Source organism: Caballeronia sordidicola, from assembly GCF_002220365.1.
GTDB lineage: Bacteria > Pseudomonadota > Gammaproteobacteria > Burkholderiales > Burkholderiaceae > Caballeronia > Caballeronia sordidicola_C.
The window spans coordinates 15296-33253 of sequence record NZ_MTHB01000282.1; the positions used below are offsets into that span (position 1 = coordinate 15296).

The following is a 17958-nucleotide window of genomic DNA, read 5'->3' on the forward strand; positions in this document are numbered from 1 at the left end:
CGGGCTTGAAACATCTTGAGGCTCAAGTCCGGGCCGCGGGTTCAAACGCGGTTTAAACGCGGGTTAAAACGCGGGTTAATGCGGCGCGACGGCTTACTTGTTGCCCCAGCAGTTATCCAGCCCGAACTTCGTGTCCTTGGCCGCGACGCCGGATACGGGTTTGTCGGAGATGAGCGTGACGCCGGTGTCGTGATAGCCCGTCGCCTTCTTGCCCGTCTTCGCGTATTCAATTCCCGCCTGCACACCTTGCGCGGCCATCACGAGCGGGTACTGCTGCGAGGTGGCGGCGAAGTTGCCGGCCTTCACGTTGCGCACGCCTTCACAGCCGCCGTCGATGGATACGATCATCACGTCCTTATCCTTGCCCGCTGCTTTGAGCGCGCGATACGCACCGGCCGCCGCAGGTTCGTTGATCGTATAAACGAGGTTGATGCCCGGCTCCTTCTGCAGGCAGTTTTCCATCGCTGTCTGGCCCTTCGACTGGTCCCCGCGAGTGTCCTGGCTGCACACCACGGACGGGTCGCCCTCTTTCACGCCAAAGCCCTGCAGGAAGCCGTTATGACGCAGGACACCAACGGTCACGCCAGGCGCCAGGTCGAGCGTGGCGATCTTCGCGGGCTTGCCGACGAAGGCAGCTTTTGCGTATTCGCCGATCAGCACGCCGGCCTTGAAGTTATCGGTGGCGAACAGCGCGTCGGTGGCATCTTGCGGATCGGTCGGCGTGTCGAGTGCGATCACGAGAATGCCCGCGGCGCGCGCTTTCTTGAGCGTCGGAACGATGGCCTTGGTATCGCTCGGCGTGATGAGGATGGCTTTCACACCGGCCGTCATCATGTTCTCGACCGCAGTCACCTGGGTTGCGTTATCGCCGTCGAACTTGCCCGCTGCGGAGATCAGCTTGACACCACCTTTCGCGGCGGCTTCTTCGGCGCCCTGTTTCATCTTGACGAAGAACGGATTGGTATCGGTCTTGGTGATCAGGCCGATCGCGATCTGGTCAGCCGCCATTGCTGCGCCTGAACCCACCAGCGACGCCACTGCAAGTCCGAGGAAGGACGCACGTGCGACAGCACGTCGAAGATTTTTCATGTCTCGCTCCATAGGTTTTTATTCGCCTGCGGCTTCGAGAGGAAGCGCACCAGACGCGTTTGCCGACTAAATCAATTGACTTTATTTAGTACAGCAGCGACGGGGAGACAAGTCAAGAAAATGAAGCGAAACCCAAACGGTGCAGTGCAGCATGGCGCCGATTAAATCGCTTTGAACATCAATGGGGGCTGCGCGAACAGCGATTGTTGCGTCGCGTCTACGTAAAAACACTGACGGGCTGAAAACCGCTCGAAAAAGCGTTGAATTGAATTGTTTTCCGGGATTTTCTCGGGGTATGGTTTACCAGCATTTTTGCCAACCCATCATTCTGGTCTCCCGCACCATGAGCGCACTCGAAGCCCTTCACGCGATCGTCACCGACGAAGATTCGCCCCAGATCATCCGCGATCACATTGTGGATTCGCTGCAGTTTGCATTGCGTAATCAGCCCGGTTTTTTCACGACGAAGGAAGTGCAATGGCTCGCGCAATGGGATGACACGCGCATTCCCATTGCAGCGACAAAGATCCTGAACGGGTTGAAAACGACCTGAGGGTTTCGCTCGCGCCGGTGGACGGGGTTTGAGGAGCGGTCGCGGCGGCGGTTGGGGTCAGTGCCAGGTTCCTGCGGTAGTGGTCGGAGTCAATGCCGGGGTGCTAGGTTCCAGGGCTAGCGGTCGGAGTCAATGCCGGGTTGTTGCTTTCGGTGTTAGCGGTCTACCTGAGTTCGCTTATTTCTTTAGCACTGTTAGCCACTGTGCGTGGCGGCACGTCATTTCTTGGTCCTTAGTGATAAAGAGAATATCCGACTCGCGCGGACCACTAACTTAAGCAGCAGCAACCCGGCACTGACTCCGACCGCTAACGCTGGAACCTTGCAACCCGGCATTGACTCAGCCCGCTAACCCAAGAACCTGGCACCCCGGCAATGACTCAGACCGCCAACTCCGGAACCTGGCAACCCCCAACGCCTCTCAGTGCAATCCCGCTTTAGCGGTCACATCGAACGTAAAGGCCAGAGTCTTATCCGGCACGACAATACTGTCGATAAACTGCACCACATCTAAATCCTTCACAAAACTCGCCGCCGACGAAGCAGCGAGAATCGCACCGCTTTCCTGCGGCTTGGCAATAAGATATCCCTGCACGTAATCCACGCCGATTTCCTTCAGCGCACGCAGCGTATCCACATCTTCGACCCACTCGGCCACGCTGCGCATTCCAAGATTGCGAGCGAGCGCAACAATAGCTTCGACAATGGCTATATCAGCCGGATGCGCACACATCGTCCGAATAAACTCGCCGTCGATCTTGAGTGCGTCGGCGGAAAGATCCTTGAGATATTTAAACGACGTATACCCCGCCCCGAAATCGTCAAGTGCGATCTTGCCACCCATCTCATGAACCCGCGCGATAAAGCGCTGTGTATTGTCGAGATCATGCAACGCGACGCTCTCGGTAATCTCGAGACAAAGATAAGGCACGATATGCCGGAAGCGCGCGAACAACGCAAAAACGTCTTCCATGAACTGTTCGTCATTCAGCGAACCACCACTGAGATTGACGCAAATGAAACGCGTATTCGCGAGCGACGCCTCATGCTTCTCGATCCACTCGAGCAACGTGGTGATCACCCATTTATCGATAGCCGCAATGTTGCCGGACTCCTCCGCCGCCACAATCACCTTGCCGGCCGGCAGCGTTGCGCCGTCCGGCGCGCGCATGCGCAGCAGCACCTCGAAATTAAGCGACTCCGTGGGCGCAGACAGCGACATGATCGGCTGCATCACAAGGAACAAACCCGGAGGCAATCGATTGCGCCCCAGCGTTTCAACCAGCTTCAATTCCTCTGCCCGCTCCTCGAACGCCGCCGCACCCTTGCGATACGTCACCATCCGCGCATTCGAACTCTTCTTGGCCTCGCGGCACGCACGGTCCGCATGCGAGAGCGCGTCCTGCACACGCACGCCGTGCGAGCACTCCACCAGTCCCACCGATGCCTTCACCTGGAACGCACGGTTGCCGACCTGATACGGCGCATCACTCAACGCACTGATCAGGTGATGACAGCAGTCGATGGCTTCGTCTATGGACATACCGCCCATTACGCAGACGAACTCGTCGCCGCCAATCCGGCCAAACGGAAACCCAGCCGAAAATAACGCTCGCGTGCGGGTGGCGACCTGCTTTAACACTTCGTCGCCGGCACGGTGCCCAAAGAGATCGTTGACGAGCTTGAAGCGGTCCAGATCCACGTACGCGAGCGCCCAGGACGTCCCTTCTTCGCTCTGCGCCGCAATCGCCTTTTCCACGCCGCGCCGGTTGAGCGACCCTGTGAGCGGGTCGTGTTCAGCCAGGAACCGCAGGCGCTCGATGGCTTTCGACCGCTCGGTCACATCCTGCAGCGAGCCCTCGATCCAGCCGTTCGAACGCGTAGCCTTGAGCAGGAACCGGCGCTCGCCATTGCCCCGCGATGCGGCGCCGCCCATCTCCAGTTCGCCTTCACTTCCCTTCGATGCCAGCGCCTGTAACGCACCCCACGCGCCCGACTCGAAGTAGTCGTTCCAGTGCCGCACTTTGTATTCGGTCTTCTGCAGCGAGAGCATGGATTGCAACGCGGGATTCGCGCGCACGAAGTGGCCGGCGCTGTCGAGCGTGAAGAGGCCGATGGGCGTCACGTCATAGGTATTGCGCAGTTCCGTTTGCGCCTGCCGCCGGTGTTCACGTTCGGCGCGCATCTGCTCGGCGATCGCGAAGGCAGCCATCATGCTCGACGACAACGCGGCCATCACCGTGCTCACGCCGCCCGAGAGCGACTTGATGCTGAACGCGGCGGCAAGCACATCGGAGAAGGTGGCAAATAGAACGATCGCGAGCGACCCCACGTACCAGAGCACGGTGCGCGAGCGGGCGAGCCAGACGATCCGGGCGAGCAAAAAGACCAGCACGCCGATGCCAAGGCCGCCCAGCATCCAAAGCGCCGGAATGAAGCGCGAGTAGGGCAGGATCACGGAGCACACAAGTAAAGCGATGCCGATGTATTGCCCAACCCCAAGCAACCATCGATATCCCACCACTTTCAGCTCGCGCCGGAACAGCTGGCTAAAAAGCGCGCCCGTCAACAAATAGTAGGCAGCGAAGGTGAATTGACGCAGTGGTTGCAGAAAGTCCGACGGGATCGCGCGGCCGGTCCACTGCATGTCCCATCCCATCGCATTCGCGCACAGCCGCAGATTGCCGACCAGCCACGCGGCGAAGATCACGTACGTCCACTCGCGGTTGATCAGCGCGGTGACGAAGACGAATACGGCGAGCGTCAGCAGGCCGCCTCCAATCATGCCCGAGCTTTCCTGAAAATCGAGCGCGGACGTGCGCAGACTTTGGCTGTCCCATGCGAGCGCGGTGATCTGCGCCGGGCCGGAGAACGTGCCTCGGCAAACGACTTGAACCGATTGCGCGAGATGACCGAGATGAATGGAAAAACCCGCCTTCACGGCAGTAATTTCGTTGGTGGTGCTCTGGCGGTTCGCCGTGCCGAGCGGCTGCAGCGTCGAGGCTACCCAGCAAGCGAGTGTCTGCGCGTGACGCGACGGCAATTCCACGTAGGTGGACTGCTCCAGACTCATGTTGGGAACGTCGAATGAAAACCAGACCGGCGTTTCCGCCAGTTGCGTGCTGAAACGGCCAACATCGACCTGGTGCCCGAGCTCCTTCAGGGCACCGGCGGGGTCCAGCGTGCCGGAGGTGTCGTGAATGACGTGCAGTGGCAGAGGAACGGATCCGTTCGATTCGAACTGGTGCGGCGCCCACAGCAGGGTTGCGATCGTCCCCACCGCAATCAGCGCCGGGACGACGAAGACGGAGAAGCTGTACAGCAGCCGATCCATGAATGAACCAGCGCGCCTGTACTTTGATCGCGAAAATAAAGCAACCGACGCCATACCTGGTGTTTCCCCTGGTTGCACCAACCCACGCCGCACGGGCGACGGCGGCCGGTCATGGCTCACCATCGCCTCGTTTGTCCCACGCCAACGTACGACCGGGTTATTGTTTTATTGTTTATTACCTGCCATAAGCAACCTGCGGAGCTTCCGGGCATCCTACCGTTTCTCGCTCGAAAGATAAATCTGCCGCCCGCAAATCGATATCAGGATGATGCGTTTGAAACACGAATTGAAATAGCGGGTGCTTCGCTTCCTCCCAGCGTTGACGCGCAACACCCACTTCGCCGGCCAGAACCCGATGCGGTAAATTGCCGACATGCGCCATCGGAATGAATTGCCGATAGCCGAAAACATCCTCGAACAGCATCGCTTCATATTCGCGATCCAGCGGCGAACGCGCGGTAATCACCGTCCAGTCGATCTGGTGCTGCTCACAGTATAAAAACAACGACTTGAACAACATCATTTTTACCACGCGGCCGATCGTCCCGCCGGCTACGCCTAGCCGAGTGGCTTCCGCCAGACGGCCCGTTCTTAGCCAGACCGGCAAGTCGACCGATCCCTGCACGCCGAGCGGCGCATATTCGTTGGTTTGAATACGCATGGTGCCCAGCGGCGCGCCATCGAGTTTCGATTCAGCCAGCAGGATCGCCGTACCTGGATCGCGATCACACCCTTCTACTGTCATTTTCTCCGCAAAAGCCGGCAAATGGCGACCATAGGCCACACGCCGAAGCTGTACCGCTTTCTGAAGATCGTGATCCGCCGAGACGATGCGGATCGTAAACGGCATGGATTCGGGCTTTCTTAGCGCTTGTACGGCCGCTAGTTCAGGCCTCTCTTCACGTTCACCGAGTCCAACATGTTCATTTCGAAAAACACTACTTTGACCTGCTTTATTAAGCTGTTCCATTTGTGCTACCCCATTTTGGCGAGAAGGAGGACGCCGCGGAACGTTTGACTTGACGCAAACGACTCACACGACGGATTTAGTCTCGCCCAAAGGCAATTGATGGGGTGCGCGCTACCAAATAAATCTTTATAGAAACTTCAAAAAATTCTGTATTTTCGGTGCTTTTCGTGTTCTCCGACCCGAATCATCTACGTGCATTTCGTATCATGAAAAATTTCCAGCGAGTAAATTTTGTTGAACGCAAGATGTGGGATTCTTTTTGCCATTAACTATGCATTAGAAATATACAAAAGCCATGTTTTTTCCCACGGTGTTCAAGCGTGCTGCACCGTTAGTGTGCTCATGCTTATATAACGGATTTTTTCTCGCCAACTTTATATCGAGAGTGAATTGCGTGCATGCGAAGCGGCCAAATAGACAAACGCAGGAAATCAGCCGGTTGCACCAAGTGAGCTCTATTAAACCGACGAATAGCGGCCACCGCACATAAGCCCTTACAACAGTATGGAATTCCACTGTGAAAAGCAGAGGCAATTCGACAGGCTGCGGGTTCTCGCATCGGCAATTGGAAGAGAATTCCGCCTGAAGCGTGACTTAATTACCCGTTTTGCCGAATGATAAAGCGAAGAAGCTTGGGGACAGCGGATGCAAGGTGCATCCGCTTATTTGTTGAGGGACGAGTCTGTGCGCTTCCTCAGTCTTCGTCGTCGAGCCAGGGAATGTCCACGTCGGTGATGAACGCCACCATTGCGAGCGGGCGCCCTTCCTGACGGCCGATCTTGCCGTCTGCACGTTGCCATTCGCATCGAAACACAGTTGCCGGGGTGTCGGCCATCAAGGTCACGGTGCGCAGTTCGTCCGGGTCCGCGTCTTCCACCGGGCCATCGAGCGACACCAGCAGTTGTTGCGGCCACATGCCGTCGGCGGGATCGTAGATCTTGTCGCCGTCATGAATCACGACGAACGCTTCCACGCCGATGGTCGCCGAAGCCTCCACAATCATCTTGCCAAGCGCGCGCAGCACGGCCGTTGCGCGGCCGGAATTGGCCTGGCGAATCGCGAGGTCGCCGCGCGTCAGCGCCTGCTCCAGCTTCGGGTTGGTTTTCTGTTGGGCCATAGGGTCGCCTCCGTAACTTGATTCACTATTCGACGAGCGTCGCCGCCGCCTTGCACGGCGCGATCGTACCATTCCTATCCCAAATTTACCGTCCCACAGACCATCCACGGAATTTTTAACGTGCCGCAAACGCCCGCCCATCAAAGCTGCCGGCGTCCTGCCAACGCGTGGCATGATGCTTTCTCGCTCAAGTCGGCCGTCGTTTGATCCGATAAGATAGTGTCCGGCCTCAAGCGTTGCCGAACCCTGTTCCATTCGTTCGATCGTCCTATCGTCTTATTAACACGCGCAGACCAACATCATGTTCGAACTGTTCCTGGCCCGCGTTTGTGCAGCCGATCTGACCGGACAGCTTCGCCGTCGTTGCACGGCCGGGCTGACATCGTTGCCCGCACGGTTCATGCCGTTCATCCTGCGCGCCATTTCACTATTCGTCGCGCCACGTGTTGCACTGGCCGGCATGGCGGCGCCGGCCGCTAACCCCCGTCTCCAGGCAGCAGTCTCCTGATGCGGCGCGCACTCGGGAAATCTCGCCCGCAGGCCGCGTTCGACGGCATCGCGCTCTGCTCGCACTTCCAGCCGATCTACAGCTTGCCCCACCAGCGCCAGGTCGGTTACGAGGCCTTGTTGCGCGGCGTTGCATCGGCGGGCGGTTTGCTGGAGCCGTTCGAACTGTTCGCCAAGGCGATTGTGGAGAGCTCGACCGGCGTACTCGACCGCCTGAGTCATGCCACTCATTTGCGCAACGCCGCCAAATGGTTGCCCGGCCAGACCTGGCTGTTCCTGAACGTGACGCCGGCCAGCTTCATCGATCCCGGCTATGCGCGGCAGCTCGCCGACATCGCGCGTGAATCGGGTGTGCGGCCGGAAGAAATCGTGATCGAGTTGCTGGAATCGGGCGGCAACGACGTCTGCGCGTTCGCCCACGCCACCCAGGCGTTCCGTTCGCAAGGTTTTCTAGTCGCAGTAGACGACTTCGGCGCCGGGCACTCGAATCTGGATCGGTTGCTGACCTTGCGGCCGGACATCGTGAAACTGGATCGCAGCCTCATCCACGCGCATCAGCCGGACTTGCGCGAGTCGGTCATGCCTAAGCTGGTGAGCCTGTTGCACGAGGCAGGCATGCTGGTGGTTGCCGAAGGGATCGAGACCGAGGAGGACTTGCTGCTGGCAGCGCGCTCGGGTGTGGACTTCGTGCAGGGTTTCCTGTTTGGCCAGCCAGGTCCGGGGGCCTCGCCCGAGGAAGCCGCGACGCAGCAAATCGAAACCGTCTTCGATACCCTCGCCCACACGCGCCAGACTCGCGAGCTTGGCATCGATTTGCTGCTGATGCCGTATCGGACGCGCTTTGCGGAGGCGGCCGAGCGAATGTGGGCCGGTGCGTTGCCGGAGCGGGCCTGCGAGGATCTGCGGGCGCTGCCGTGCACGGTAGGTTGCTTTTTCCTCGATCAGGGCGGCCGCGAATGTATCCCGATGATCGACGGCGCCGGCGCCGCCCCGATCGCTGCTCGCCTCGCGCCGCTGAGCAAACCATCGATCGGCCGCTGGGACAACCGGCCGTATTTCGTCGATGCCCTCGCCTATCCGCAGCGGCTAATGGTGAGTGCTCCGTATTTATCGGCGACCGGAACCGGGCTCTGCGTGACGCTGTCCATCTTCATCAGCTATCGCGGCGAGCCGCTAGTGTTCGGCGCGGATCTCGACTGGGAGCGTCTCGCCACGTCGGCCGCCGGATTGCTGCCGCCTTCAGCCTAGCGTTGAGGTCGGGATCTGGGTCGGCGTTGGCTTCGCGGCCAGCGTTCGCGCAAGATACTCGCCGCCGGCTTTCAACGCTGTCACATTGCCGGGTTCGAAGGTCCAGTGACCCGCGGCATCGACGATGGACAACTGCGCTCCTGGCCATACGTCGGCAAGGGCCTGGGCCTGATCGGCAGGGCACACCATGTCGAAGCGGCCATGCACGAGCACGCACGGCAGATGCGCAATCCTGCTGACACGCGGCAACAACGGCTCCGGCGGCAACTCTTGCGCCATGTAGTGATGCTCCAGCAGCGACATCGAAATCGCCGCGGCGTTGGCCTCGCGGGTGGCTTCGGGGGTCGGCGGCTCAGCTTGAGCTGGATCAGCCTTGGGCGCTTCGGGCGGCGTGGCGATGGTTTGCGCGGCATCGGTTTGAGCCGCTATGGCTGAAGCCTCGCCTTTCGATTCGTCCTTCTGCGTTGGGTCAGCAGCCTTCTTCGACGCGGGCTTATTCACCACCGACAACGTCGCCTCGAAGCCTGACCATGCACGGGCGAGCTTGATGCCGGCGTCATCGAAACGGGCGAGCGGCGCGCCGGTGAGCGCCAGGATCTCGGCGGCATTGCGCGGACGCTGGCCGCTCGCGGTCTCGATGGCGTCCAGGAACACCCGGTGCGCATCCGGAAACACGCGCTGCACGTCCCACAGGAACCAGTCGATATCCTCCTTGCGCGCGAGGAAAATCCCGCGCAGCAAAAAGCCGAGACAGCGTTCGGGATGCGTCACGCCGTAGCTGAGCGCGAGCGTCGTGCCCCACGAGCCACCGAACAGCGCCCACTTTTCGATGCCGAGGGCGACCCGCAGCTTCTCCATATCGCCGATAAGATCATTCGTGCCGTTGTGCTCCAGCTTGCCAAACGGCGTGGATTTGCCGCAGCCGCGTTGATCGAAGAAGACCATGCGCCACTTGGATGCATCCAGCACATCCGCCCACTTGAGGTTCATTGCGCCGCCGGGGCCGCCGTGGACAAGCAGCATGACGGGGGCGTCCCTGGGTCCTTGCGCACGCCAGTAAACCGCGTGGCCGTCGCCGACATCGAGGAGACCATCCTCGAACGCAGGCAACGGCTCGCCGGCTGGCTTGGCGGTTTCCCCGTTCGTCAATTCGCCCTTCACTTCGCTGTTTGCTTCATCCGTCATTGCAACTCCGTTAAAGAGAGACCGGTGTCTCCCTGATTGTCATCGGGCGGGCGGCACGGGGGCGCACTCAGGACTGAATCGGGACATGCGCCGCCGCACACGCTATCCTTCGGGTTTCGCACGCCGGGCTCAAACGTCGGGCCGGGTCTGCGCCCCCCAGGACGCTTTGCAACCCGCCACAGCCCTTTCGCCCCACTTTTACCACCATCCATTTCTTAATGCATCGAACCTTCGTCAAGTGGCTATTCGCGACCTACCTGCTTGGCAGCGGTACGGTGTGGTCGATCCTGATTCTGCCTCTGTTTCCGTTCGTCGGCCGCAGCGGCCGTTATTGGCTCGCCAAACAATGGTGCCGCGCAATGGTCAGGATGATGCGCGTGATCACCGGCGTATCGTGTTCGGTCGAAGGACTGGAGAACCTGCCGAACGAGCCGTTCATCATGCTGTGCCGGCACGAATCGACATGGGAGACGCTCGCGTTCATGGCGCTGTTTCCGCGCCGCATCAGCTTTGTATTCAAGAGCGACCTCAAGCGCATCCCGTTCTTCGGCTGGGTGCTCAAGGGGCTGGACATGGTCAGCCTGGATCGCGGTTCGCCTCGTCAGGCGCATCAGGCCGTCACGCGCGAATGTGCGGAAAAGCTCGCACTCGGCGACGTGGTGGTGATCTTTCCCGAAGGCACGCGAGTGGCGCACGATGCGCCGCTCAAGCTGGCTTCGGGCGGCGTGCGGCTTGCGTGTTCCACCCAAGTGCCCGCCGTGCCGGTCGTGCATAACGCCGGCAAATACTGGCCGGCAAAAGGCTGGCCCGATCAACCCGGACATATCCGCGTGATCGTGCTGCCGGCCTTGCCCGCCGATTGCGTGGTGCCTCAAGAGTTGAACCGGCTTGCGCAAGACCGGATGGAAAAGGAAATGGCGCGGCTGGCCTGAGCCTGAACTCGAACGGCATCAGCCAAGCAGGCTACGCGCAGGAACGCGTCGTAAGCAGCGGACCGGTGCGCGGGATCAGAACGGGCGGCGGCGCTTCGCGGCGCACAGACGATCCACTGCCGACAACAACGCTTCCGTCTCGACGGGCTTCTGTAAGTAGCCGTCGTAGTGAACGAAAGCCGGCGGGTGCGGATGGCCCGAGATCATCAGGAAGGGAATGTGTGAAAGGGCCGAGTTGGTCTTCATCGTCTGGCACAACAGCGCGCCGCCGAGCCCCGGCATCATCCAGTCAGACACCACGATATCCACGCTATGCTCGCCCAATAAAGCGAGCGCACTGTTGCCGTCGAACGCCGAGAGCACCGTGCAGTCCGCCGACTGCATGCACAGGGTCCAGGCTTCGAGGGTGGCGGGGTCGTCGTCGACGAGCAATACGGTTTTCATCTTGCTGGCGGCTTTAATGGGCGTCCCGGTGATGGAAGAGTTGCGAAGTCAGACAGTACAGAGCGACCTTTGGTTGCACGCAAATTCTGTTGCGCTTGCTTACAGTAGGGTTGTTTGCAGCGCTCAAGCGTCGCTCGCGCTGTGCTTTGAATTCGCTTCAGATTCGCCTCGCATCCACTTCGATGCCTGCTTTGCGCTTCAGCATTGCACGTGCCTTGAACGCTTCTCGGCCCGCCGACTGGCCCACTTATATAGCTTTTATCGCACGTATGCTAATGGGGTTTTGCCGCTCCCGCATATGCGGTAACAAGTGCCTGCGGCAAGCCTCTATACAAGCTATTTCATACCGATACGAACTGCCTCGCGCAGCCTTCCAGCTTCCCGGATTGCGTCGATCAGGCTGTCCAGCGCAGGCGAGCGGACGCGGTCATGACGCAGTATCAGGCCGATGGGTTCATCGGCGCTCGTGAAGGGCATGGGCAAGCGTGCCAGCAGCTTCAATTCGATGTCGTGCTCCACCACGCTCGACGGGACGAACCATACCGCGTCGTTGTGCAATGCAAGAGCACGCCCAAGCGACACCGACAAGGTTTCGATCAGTGAACTCAGCGCCTGTGCGCCGAACGCCGTCAACACGCTTTCAGCAGACTGACGGATCAACGTCCCAAATGGCGGCACGACCACCGGAAAGCGGGCCAGCACCGACGCCGTGATACTGCTTTCGTGCACGAGTGCATGATCGCGGCGCACGACGACCGTCAACGGCTCCCGGTACAACTGCTCGAAGGTCATCCCCACCATGCCTTCAGGTTCGGACAGCCGGCCAATGACCAGGTCGCTATCGGCGGATTTCAGGCGTTCGAGCAACTGCGAGTTCGACCCGGTCCATACCCGCACGGAGACATCCGGCCAGTGCGCCCGAAACGCGGCAAGCGTGGGCGGCAGCAACGCGGGCGCAACGGTGGGCAAGACGCCCAGCGCGACCGTGCCGGGCATCTCGACGCCATGCCGCGACAACTCATCCACGCCTTCACGCAAAGCCCCTACGCAGGCTGCAGCGTGCGGCGCAAACAGCCTGCCCTCGCGCGTCGGCGCGGCGCCTCGCCGGCCCCGTTCGAACAGGCGGACGCCAAGAATGGATTCCAGCTCGCCAATCGTCTTCGATACCGCCGGCTGCGTGATCGAAAGGCTGTCGGCGGCGCGCTGCACGCTGCCGAACTGCGTCACCGCCAGGAAGCACTGCAGATGCCGGAACTTAATCCGGCCGCTGGTCAGGTTGGCGAGCGGCGTGATGGGCTTATCCAGCTTGTTCGCCTTATTCGGCGTACTTGCCGGGACGGGTGCGGTGGACAATGTGGGGTCGGTATCCATGACGAGCAGTTATGTCTGAATGCATAAAACGTCATTTTCCATAACTTCACGGCTTCGATAAAGTGTTGATTCACAATTTAAAAGTCGGAGACAGAAAAAAATGACTGCCCCCTCCCTCATCCTGACGCCGCGCGACTGGGATTCCCACCCGCCTTATTGCCATCCGGGCTACAAGTCCTCCGTGCTGCGCAGCCCGTCGCGCCCGCTGATCCCGCTGAAAGAGAACCTGAAGGACCGGCGCGTGCCGGTGTATGGCGCCGACGACCTCGGCAAGCTCGATCATGACCTGACGCGCAACGCCGCGAAGAATGGCGAGCCGATGGGCGAACGCATTATCGTGACGGGCCGGGTGCTCGACGAAAGCGGCGGGCCGGTGCGCAACACGCTGGTCGAGATCTGGCAAGCGAACGCGGCCGGGCGTTATGTTCACAAAGCCGATCAGCACGCGGCACCGCTCGACCCGAATTTCCTTGGCGCAGGCCGCTGTCTGACAGACAACGAAGGGCGATATCGGTTTCTCACGATCAAGCCGGGTGCGTACCCGTGGGGCAATCATTCGAACGCCTGGCGTCCCAATCACATCCACTTCTCGCTGTTTGGCGACTACTTCGGCTCGCGCCTTGTCACGCAGATGTATTTCCCCGGCGATCCGCTGCTCGATCTCGATCCTATTTTCCAGGGCACGCCAGAACACGCGCGCAACCGGTTGATCTCGCGCTTTTCCATCGATACGACCGAGGAAGGCTATGCGCTCGGTTATGAGTTCGACATCGTGCTGCGCGGCGCGAACCAGACCCCGACGGAGGCTTGAACATGAGCTCGAACCTGACTATCTATCAACAGACGCCGTCGCAAACGGTGGGACCGTATTTCGCTTATGGCCTGTGTCCCGAGCAATACAACTTCGACCTGAAGAGCTTGTTCACGCCGTCGATCGCGGATCGGGAATCGGCGGGGCAGCACATCAGCATCGTGGGGCAGGTGTTCGACGGTGAAGAGAAAGTGGTCGGCGATGCCGTGATCGAGATGGCTCAGGCCGATTCCACCGGCTGCTACGTGAGCACGCTGGCCGAGACGCGCGAGTCCGATTTTCGCGGGTTCGCGCGGGTAGGCACGGGGACGGACCCGGCGTTGCGCTTTGTCGTGGACACGGTCAAACCGGGTAGTACGAGGAGTGATTCGGCGCCGCATATCGACGTGATCGTGTTGATGCGCGGCATGTTGCTGCACGCCTACACGCGCATTTATTTCGACGATGAAACCGAGGCCAATGCACGCGATGACGTCCTTTCGCTGGTTCCTGCGGAGCGGCGCGGCACGCTGATCGCCAAGCGCGAAGCGGGCACGTCGAATACGATTTATCGCTTCGATATTCATCTGCAAGGACCGAAAGAAACGGTTTTCTTCGATCTTTGAGCGGTTGCTGGCAGCCAGGCAGAGTGTCCGGCGCGATGGTTTATGATGTCGGACGCTCGAACTTGCCTGTGATTCCCCTATGAAAGACGCTCAGTCCGCCAGTCCGCTGTACCTCAAACTTTTCGCCGAAACCGCGCAGATCGAATGGTCTGAACTGCAGCGGTTTTTTGCGCGCGGCGTGTTGTTGAAAGTGGCGCGCGATATCGATTTGGTGAGTGTGGCCGAGGCCGTCGCCAGTGACGATACCAAGCAGGTCACCGAGTGGTTGTCGGCCGGGTTGGTCGAACGCGTCGAGCCCCCGGTGGCTGAGGACCTTGCTGCGCGGAATCCCGAATTGTGGGCTGTGGTGGTGTCGCCCTGGGTGTGCGTGCAGGAGCGTGGGTGAGGGATCGCTGAAGCCCCCTCACCTCCCCGATAGCTTCCGCCAAAGCGTAGTCTTACTGATGCCCAGCGCCCGGGCGACTTTCTCGCGGTCTCCGCCGAACGACTCCAGCATTGCGCGAATCTCTTCGGTTTCGACTTTGCGACTGCGCTGCTTCAGCGTTTCGGTGCCCAAGGCGGTTTCGCCTTCTTGAATCTCCGGCGCGATCGACCCCAGCAATTCAGGCGTGACTCGCATCCCCGGCATCTCGTCCAGCTCCACTGCAATCCGTTCAATCACATTCTGCAATTCGCGCACGTTCCCAGGCCATCGGTACGCGACCAGCAGCGGCATCGCCGGTTCAAGCACCGCGTGCGCCGCATCGGCCGACCCCATGCGCCCCGTCTGCCACAACAACCGCGCCGCCAGCCCGGCAATGTCCGATGACCGCTCGCGCAACGGCGGCAAAGCAAGATTCAGGATATTCAGCCGATAATATAGATCAGCCCGAAACTGCCCCGCCTGCACTCGCTCGCTCAACCCACGATGCGTCGCGGCGACCACGCGTACGTCGACTTGCAGCGGTTCCGTGGACCCTAGACGCACCACTTCGCGCTCCTGCAGCACACGCAGCAAACGGCTTTGCAAGGGCATCGGCATCTCGCCGATTTCATCGAGAAAAAGTGTGCCGCGATGCGCCGACTCGATCAGCCCCGCCTTCCCCCCGCGTCGCGCGCCGGTGAACGCGCCTTCTTCATAGCCGAACAATTCGCTTTCCAGCAACGTCTCCGGAAATGCGCCGCAATTGAGCGCGACGAACGCGAACTCGCGTCGTGTGCTCTCGGAATGGATGCCTTGCGCAACCAACTCCTTGCCGGTGCCGCTTTCGCCCCGGATGAGTACAGTGGCGTCCGTTCGTGCATAACGCCGGGCGCGCTGCCGCACCTGCTCTATCGCCTCGCTCGTCCCGCTCAGATCCTCAATCCGATACCGTGCGACCAGTTGCGGCGCACGTTGCCGCGCTCGCACGGAGCGGTCCATGCGCTGCAGCGCCACCGACTCCTGGAAGGTGATGATGGAACCGGAAGCCGCCGATGCCGATGCATCACCCCATGCACTCCGATGCACCACATAAGTCGCCCCGCGTACGGTCTCCAGCGATTCGCCCGGCTCCTTCGGCACTGCGCTTGCCACCTCTGGCGCGAGATCGACCAGCCGCTTGCCTACCGCTTGCGACGGCGCGAGCCGCAGCATGTCGGCCATCTTGCCGCTCAGCGCTTCAATCCGGCCATCGGCGGTCAGCGCGATCACGCCGTCACGTAAATGCTGCAAAACCTGGTCCAGCCGCCGGCGCCGTTGCGTTTCTCCCAGCGTGGCGCGTGCGACTTCCAGCGCGGTTTCGAAGGCGCCTTGAACAGACGCACGCGAGTATAGAAACACCGACTTCATGCCCGCCTTCTCGGCCAGTTCGGTCACGAGTCCCGGCCCGACAATGGCCTCCACACCCCGATCGCGCAGATCGAGCACGCAGGCCTCCGCGTCTTGCGCCGACAGATACGAAGCGCATTCAACTGACGCACCGAAGGCCCGGAAAAACCGCTTGAGCTCGGCCGGCGTTTCGCCGTGCATCACGAGACCGACCGAGTCGCCCTCGCGACGCGCCCGCGCCAACGCATGCATCACGTCGAAGCCGGTCGGGTTCACGAGCACGACCGGCACGCTGATCCGCGCCTTCAGGTAGCTGCCGTTCGATCCCGCCGATACAACCACGTCCGGACGCGCGTCGCCCGCACTCTCGACCTCCTGCACAGCGTCCTCATACCCCAGCGGCACGATGCGCAGATCCGCAATCCCGTCGTACTCCGCCGCGATGTCGCGATACAGGTCGCGCAGCTTGCTGATACCGACTGCCCAGATGCGTGGAGGTGGATTCATGACTTATCGCTGAACGAGGATTGCGAAGTTTAACGCCATTTTTGCAATCCATGATTTCATTAATGAAATTTCGAGGTGCGGTGAAGAAGGTCTAATCTCTTAGAAATCAAACCCTTGGAATCTGGCAGGCAACTTGCCCTATATGAGTTGGTCAACGGAGACACATCTATGAGTTCAACTGCAACACTCAGCGCCGGCGCGAAATTTCGCGCTGCGGTCGCGGCCGAAAAGCCCCTGCAACTTGTTGGCGCGATCAATGCGAATCACGCACTGCTCGCCAGACATGCCGGCTTCAAGGCGATCTACCTGTCCGGCGGCGGCGTGTCCGCCGGTTCGCTCGGCTTGCCCGACCTTGGCATTTCCACACTCGACGACGTCCTGACCGACGTTCGCCGCATCACCGATGTCTGCGATCTGCCGCTGATGGTCGATGTCGATACGGGCTTCGGTCCGAGCGCCTTCAATATTGCGCGCACGGTGAAGTCGCTGATCAAGGCGGGTGCGGGCGCGATGCATATCGAAGATCAGGTGGGCGCCAAGCGTTGTGGACATCGGCCGGGAAAAGCGATCGTCTCGCAGCAGGAAATGGCGGATCGCGTGAAGGCAGCAGTCGATGCCCGCACCGATGAGAATTTTGTCGTGATGGCGCGCACAGATGCGCTGGCGGTGGAAGGTCTGGAAGCGGCTATTGAACGGGCGCGTGCCTGCGTCGAGGCCGGTGCCGACATGATTTTCCCGGAAGCCATGACGGACCTGAAGATGTACAAGCAATTTGTCGATGCCGTTAAGGTGCCGGTCCTCGCGAACATTACGGAGTTCGGATCGACACCGCTTTTCACGGTTGAAGAATTGCGCAGCGTGGATGTTTCGATCGTGCTGTATCCGCTCTCCGCGTTCCGCGCGATGAACAAGGCCGCAGAGAACGTGTATCGCGCAATCCGCACCGACGGCACGCAAAGCAACGTACTCGACACCATGCAGACGCGCGAGGAACTGTACGCGAGCATCGGTTATCACGAGTTCGAAGACAAGCTCGACGCCCTGTTCAATCAGGCGAAGTAACGCGTCAACCCTATCAGGAGAGAGACACACACATGAGCGATACGTTAGAGAAAGAAGCACCCGCCACTGGCGGCTTCAAACCGAAGAAATCGGTCGCGCTGTCAGGCGTGACGGCCGGGAATACCGCGCTGTGCACCGTCGGCAAGACGGGCAACGACTTGCACTATCGTGGCTACGACATCCTGGATATTGCCGGGACGTCCGAGTTCGAGGAGATCGCGTATCTGCTTGTGCATGGCAAGCTGCCCACGGTCGCTGAACTCAAGACGTACAAGGCCAAGCTCAAGGGTCTGCGTGGCCTTCCCGCAAACCTGAAGGCCGCGCTGGAATGGATTCCCGCATCCGCCCATCCGATGGATGTGATGCGCACCGGCGTCTCCGTGCTTGGCACCGTGTTGCCCGAGAAGGAAGACCACAACGTCTCCGGCGCCAAGG

17 protein-coding genes are annotated in these 17958 nt (G+C 60.4%); 9 read left to right on the forward strand and 8 right to left on the reverse strand.

The annotated features are described in order from the left end of the window. Window positions 1-93: 93 nt before the first annotated feature. On the reverse strand, window positions 94-1008 hold the full coding sequence (locus BSU04_RS41480) for a sugar ABC transporter substrate-binding protein (RefSeq protein WP_373452922.1): 915 nt from the start codon (window positions 1006-1008) through the stop codon (window positions 94-96). A gap of 424 nt (window positions 1009-1432) precedes the next feature. On the opposite strand from BSU04_RS41480, the gene BSU04_RS41485 reads away from it, so the two are divergent. Continuing rightward, window positions 1433-1642 carry a hypothetical protein gene (locus BSU04_RS41485; RefSeq protein ID WP_089166013.1) on the forward strand — a complete coding sequence of 70 codons (210 nt, stop codon included), beginning with the start codon at window positions 1433-1435 and terminating at the stop codon, window positions 1640-1642. Window positions 1643-2062: 420 nt separating this feature from the next. Here the strand turns inward: BSU04_RS41485 and BSU04_RS41490 are convergent, their stop codons facing one another. From BSU04_RS41490 to BSU04_RS41500, 3 genes are all read right to left on the reverse strand, one after another. Continuing rightward, window positions 2063-4975, reverse strand: coding sequence for an EAL domain-containing protein (locus tag BSU04_RS41490; protein WP_373452921.1), 2913 nt, complete (start codon window positions 4973-4975; stop codon window positions 2063-2065). Between the two features lie 175 nt (window positions 4976-5150). After that, entirely contained in the window at window positions 5151-5945 is a 795-nt protein-coding gene (locus tag BSU04_RS41495) for an N-acyl amino acid synthase FeeM domain-containing protein (RefSeq protein WP_089166000.1), read from the reverse strand. A 694-nt stretch (window positions 5946-6639) separates the two neighbouring features. After that, window positions 6640-7062: a hypothetical protein gene (locus BSU04_RS41500; RefSeq protein ID WP_031357205.1), complete on the reverse strand. Its 423-nt coding sequence runs from the start codon at window positions 7060-7062 to the stop codon at window positions 6640-6642. A gap of 301 nt (window positions 7063-7363) precedes the next feature. Between BSU04_RS41500 and BSU04_RS41505 the strand changes: the two genes are divergently transcribed. Both BSU04_RS41505 and BSU04_RS41510 read left to right on the forward strand, forming a co-directional pair. After that, entirely contained in the window at window positions 7364-7570 is a 207-nt protein-coding gene (locus BSU04_RS41505) for a hypothetical protein (protein WP_089166001.1), read from the forward strand. Then, a complete protein-coding gene (locus BSU04_RS41510; RefSeq protein WP_089166002.1) occupies window positions 7570-8817 on the forward strand; it encodes an EAL domain-containing protein in 1248 nt (415 codons plus the stop codon). The genes BSU04_RS41505 and BSU04_RS41510 overlap by 1 nt, the downstream gene beginning before the upstream one ends. Here the strand turns inward: BSU04_RS41510 and BSU04_RS41515 are convergent. Continuing rightward, window positions 8809-10002: an alpha/beta fold hydrolase gene (locus BSU04_RS41515; RefSeq protein ID WP_089166003.1), complete on the reverse strand. Its 1194-nt coding sequence runs from the start codon at window positions 10000-10002 to the stop codon at window positions 8809-8811. The two genes, BSU04_RS41510 and BSU04_RS41515, sit on opposite strands and share 9 nt — an antisense overlap. A 218-nt stretch (window positions 10003-10220) precedes the next feature. Here BSU04_RS41515 and BSU04_RS41520 point away from each other — a divergent pair, with 218 nt between their 5' ends. After that, the gene (locus BSU04_RS41520) at window positions 10221-10934 is read left to right on the forward strand and encodes a lysophospholipid acyltransferase family protein (protein ID WP_089166004.1); all 714 of its coding nucleotides are present in this window, start codon (window positions 10221-10223) and stop codon (window positions 10932-10934) included. Window positions 10935-11009: 75 nt separating this feature from the next. On the opposite strand, the gene BSU04_RS41525 is transcribed toward BSU04_RS41520, so the two are convergent. After that, window positions 11010-11378: a response regulator gene (locus BSU04_RS41525; RefSeq protein ID WP_089166005.1), complete on the reverse strand. Its 369-nt coding sequence runs from the start codon at window positions 11376-11378 to the stop codon at window positions 11010-11012. A gap of 336 nt (window positions 11379-11714) precedes the next feature. Continuing rightward, entirely contained in the window at window positions 11715-12749 is a 1035-nt protein-coding gene (gene pcaQ / locus BSU04_RS41530) for a pca operon transcription factor PcaQ (protein ID WP_089166006.1), read from the reverse strand. 100 nt (window positions 12750-12849) lie between these two features. Here pcaQ and pcaH point away from each other — a divergent pair, with 100 nt between their 5' ends. The 3 genes from pcaH to BSU04_RS41545 all read left to right on the forward strand — a co-directional run bounded on the left by pcaH (window position 12850) and on the right by BSU04_RS41545 (window position 14550). Further along, window positions 12850-13560, forward strand: a complete 711-nt coding sequence (pcaH, locus tag BSU04_RS41535) for a protocatechuate 3,4-dioxygenase subunit beta (protein ID WP_089166007.1) — start codon at window positions 12850-12852, stop codon at window positions 13558-13560. A gap of 14 nt (window positions 13561-13574) precedes the next feature. After that, complete coding sequence (gene pcaG / locus BSU04_RS41540) at window positions 13575-14165, forward strand: protocatechuate 3,4-dioxygenase subunit alpha (protein WP_089166014.1); 591 nt, start codon at window positions 13575-13577, stop codon at window positions 14163-14165. A 79-nt stretch (window positions 14166-14244) separates the two neighbouring features. Further along, window positions 14245-14550: a DUF2288 domain-containing protein gene (locus tag BSU04_RS41545; protein WP_089166008.1), complete on the forward strand. Its 306-nt coding sequence runs from the start codon at window positions 14245-14247 to the stop codon at window positions 14548-14550. Between the two features lie 18 nt (window positions 14551-14568). Here the strand turns inward: BSU04_RS41545 and prpR are convergent, their stop codons facing one another. Beyond that, window positions 14569-16461 carry a propionate catabolism operon regulatory protein PrpR gene (gene prpR, locus BSU04_RS41550; RefSeq protein WP_089166009.1) on the reverse strand — a complete coding sequence of 631 codons (1893 nt, stop codon included), beginning with the start codon at window positions 16459-16461 and terminating at the stop codon, window positions 14569-14571. Between the two features lie 168 nt (window positions 16462-16629). On the opposite strand from prpR, the gene prpB reads away from it, so the two are divergent. Together prpB and BSU04_RS41560 are read left to right on the forward strand one after the other, a co-directional pair. After that, window positions 16630-17523 (forward strand): methylisocitrate lyase, encoded by an 894-nt coding sequence (gene prpB / locus BSU04_RS41555; protein ID WP_089166010.1) that lies wholly within the window; start codon window positions 16630-16632, stop codon window positions 17521-17523. A gap of 32 nt (window positions 17524-17555) precedes the next feature. Further along, on the forward strand, window positions 17556-17958 hold a 403-nt coding region (locus BSU04_RS41560; RefSeq protein WP_306427260.1), incomplete at its 3' end, for a citrate/2-methylcitrate synthase.

What these genes read in the sequence shown, in the direction of transcription:
- BSU04_RS41525 (WP_089166005.1), bottom strand. Translation starts at nt 11,378, where the DNA reads ATGAAAACCGTATTGCTCGTCGACGACGACCCCGCCACCCTCGAAGCC.
- BSU04_RS41485 (WP_089166013.1), top strand. Translation starts at nt 1,433, where the DNA reads ATGAGCGCACTCGAAGCCCTTCACGCGATCGTCACCGACGAAGATTCG.
- BSU04_RS41500 (WP_031357205.1), bottom strand. Translation starts at nt 7,062, where the DNA reads ATGGCCCAACAGAAAACCAACCCGAAGCTGGAGCAGGCGCTGACGCGC.
- BSU04_RS41480 (WP_373452922.1), bottom strand. Translation starts at nt 1,008, where the DNA reads ATGGCGGCTGACCAGATCGCGATCGGCCTGATCACCAAGACCGATACC.
- pcaQ (WP_089166006.1), bottom strand. Translation starts at nt 12,749, where the DNA reads ATGGATACCGACCCCACATTGTCCACCGCACCCGTCCCGGCAAGTACG.
- BSU04_RS41545 (WP_089166008.1), top strand. Translation starts at nt 14,245, where the DNA reads ATGAAAGACGCTCAGTCCGCCAGTCCGCTGTACCTCAAACTTTTCGCC.
- BSU04_RS41505 (WP_089166001.1), top strand. Translation starts at nt 7,364, where the DNA reads ATGTTCGAACTGTTCCTGGCCCGCGTTTGTGCAGCCGATCTGACCGGA.
- BSU04_RS41510 (WP_089166002.1), top strand. Translation starts at nt 7,570, where the DNA reads ATGCGGCGCGCACTCGGGAAATCTCGCCCGCAGGCCGCGTTCGACGGC.
- BSU04_RS41490 (WP_373452921.1), bottom strand. Translation starts at nt 4,975, where the DNA reads ATGGATCGGCTGCTGTACAGCTTCTCCGTCTTCGTCGTCCCGGCGCTG.
- pcaH (WP_089166007.1), top strand. Translation starts at nt 12,850, where the DNA reads ATGACTGCCCCCTCCCTCATCCTGACGCCGCGCGACTGGGATTCCCAC.
- BSU04_RS41515 (WP_089166003.1), bottom strand. Translation starts at nt 10,002, where the DNA reads ATGACGGATGAAGCAAACAGCGAAGTGAAGGGCGAATTGACGAACGGG.
- BSU04_RS41495 (WP_089166000.1), bottom strand. Translation starts at nt 5,945, where the DNA reads ATGGAACAGCTTAATAAAGCAGGTCAAAGTAGTGTTTTTCGAAATGAA.
- BSU04_RS41520 (WP_089166004.1), top strand. Translation starts at nt 10,221, where the DNA reads ATGCATCGAACCTTCGTCAAGTGGCTATTCGCGACCTACCTGCTTGGC.
- prpR (WP_089166009.1), bottom strand. Translation starts at nt 16,461, where the DNA reads ATGAATCCACCTCCACGCATCTGGGCAGTCGGTATCAGCAAGCTGCGC.
- prpB (WP_089166010.1), top strand. Translation starts at nt 16,630, where the DNA reads ATGAGTTCAACTGCAACACTCAGCGCCGGCGCGAAATTTCGCGCTGCG.